Annotated in this window: 2 protein-coding genes; one reads left to right on the plus strand and one right to left on the minus strand. The window is 60.4% G+C overall.

The window, feature by feature from the left end; all coding sequences use genetic code 11:
• Positions 1-87: 87 nt before the first annotated feature.
• Positions 88-924, plus strand: a complete 837-nt coding sequence (locus ON37_RS26640) for a hypothetical protein (RefSeq protein ID WP_040723183.1) — start codon at positions 88-90, stop codon at positions 922-924.
• Between the two features lie 50 nt (positions 925-974).
• Here ON37_RS26640 and ON37_RS26645 read toward each other — a convergent pair whose 3' ends face one another.
• The gene (locus ON37_RS26645) at positions 975-1,667 is read right to left on the minus strand and encodes a GntR family transcriptional regulator (RefSeq protein WP_040723184.1); all 693 of its coding nucleotides are present in this window, start codon (positions 1,665-1,667) and stop codon (positions 975-977) included.
• Positions 1,668-1,744 lie beyond the last annotated feature (77 nt).

Consider the following 1,744-nt stretch of genomic DNA (forward strand, 5'->3'; position numbering starts at 1 on the left):
GATCCTCTATGGCCAAATTCGGCAACGACCCATGCAGGTGAGTGCATTTGCTCGCCGAATCAGCCTGTGCGCGGCCAGACTTGGAGCATGGCTGAGCTTGCGCTGACGGCGGATCGCCGTGAAGAACTGGCCGGGTTGCTGGGGGACGGGCAGCGTCTTCGGACCGAGTATCCGAAGGTGGCGGAGTACCTCGACACGGCGCCGATGCTGCCGGGAACGGGAGACGACCGGGCCGATGCCGCGTTCGATTTGCGGCTCGTCCACTACATGACGGGCGGGTCGTCGACTAGCGCGAATCCATACTGGGACATCGTCGGGCCATCGGTGTCCGAACATAACGGGCGTCGAGTCGTCGACGGTGGCCGGCCTGGAGGAAGCGCGCGACTCGGGTTCGCGCAGACCATCTTGCAGGCCACCTACGCCTACGCGATTCCGTCGCCGGAGACCGTGGCTTGGGTTTATCAATTCTGCGATGGGCGTTCGGTAGTCGAGCTGGGAGCTGGCCGCGGCTACTGGGCTGCGCAGTTGGCGAGCACAGGCCTGGACATTGCCGCATACGAGTCGGAGCCTCCGGACCGATCCGAGAATCCGTCGTTCCCTCAGGCGGAAGGCCAAGAAGACGTCTGGTTCAACGTAGGGGATCTCGACCAGTTTGCAGCGCGATCAGTCGACCGTGCCGATGATGTCCTGTTCCTGTGTTGGCCGCCTGGATGGGGCAACACGATGGCATCGGATGCGCTGGCGAGCTTCGAAGCCAACGGCGGTCGGCGATTGGTCTACATCGGTGAACCGAAGGGCGGAAAAACCGGCAATGACGCCTTTTTCGATGCGCTGAACTCTCGCTGGAAGATCGAATCCGAAGATTCGAAATTTGTCTCTTGGTGGAATCTCAACGACCGCGCTCAAGGCTGGGTCCGTCAATAAAAAAGACCGCCGGTTATCCGTATTCGGACAACCGGCGGTCGCGCAGAGACTTATTTTTCCGAGGTCGCTTCAAGTTCCGGTTTCAGGTTCATACGGAAAACGAATGCGTAATAGCGATCCCTCGGATAGGACACATCCGAGACCATAATTACTCGTCCAGTCGCGGTGATGTAGCGCTGATGGACGGTCTTCACGAGGTCGCCGGGGGTGGTCTTCAACCACTCCGCGTGCGATGGCACCGGGATGCTATCCGCCACTGTTTCCTCGAGCGTGGCAGCGTCGGACGTATCGGCTACGTCGGCGGGCTGGTAGCTGTCAGACACCGAGATCGGTCGGCCATCCTCGCTGGCACGAGTGACAACGTGAGTGATCTCCTCGCCGACCGCGACACCGAGAGCATCGGCCAGCGCTTCCGTGGCAGGAATCTTCTCCGTGGTCCGGTCGATCTGGACGGTGCTGTCGGACTCGTTCGCGAACGTCACCTCCGGGTCCTCCATCTGACGTTCGGGCGAGATCCGGATCAGGTTCGGCCGATCCGACACGAAGACGCCGCGCCTGCGCACAGACCGGACGAGCCCTTGACTCTGAAGTAGTTCGAGAGCCTTCCGCACGACGATGTCGGAGACATTGTTACGCGCCGCTATTTCCGAATAACTCGGTAGCTGAGTTCCGGGCGGCAATTCTCCACCGCGAATTCGTCGAGCATATTCGCCTGCGATGGAAACGTATGCAGGTTCCGCCATGCGGCTCATCCCCTTCAGTTCGGAAATCAGTAGGACCGGAAGCTAGTGTACCGCACTTCGTATACGTAAAAGTCTGT

The sequence above is a fragment of the Nocardia veterana NBRC 100344 genome (assembly GCF_000308855.1).
Taxonomy (GTDB): domain Bacteria; phylum Actinomycetota; class Actinomycetes; order Mycobacteriales; family Mycobacteriaceae; genus Nocardia; species Nocardia veterana.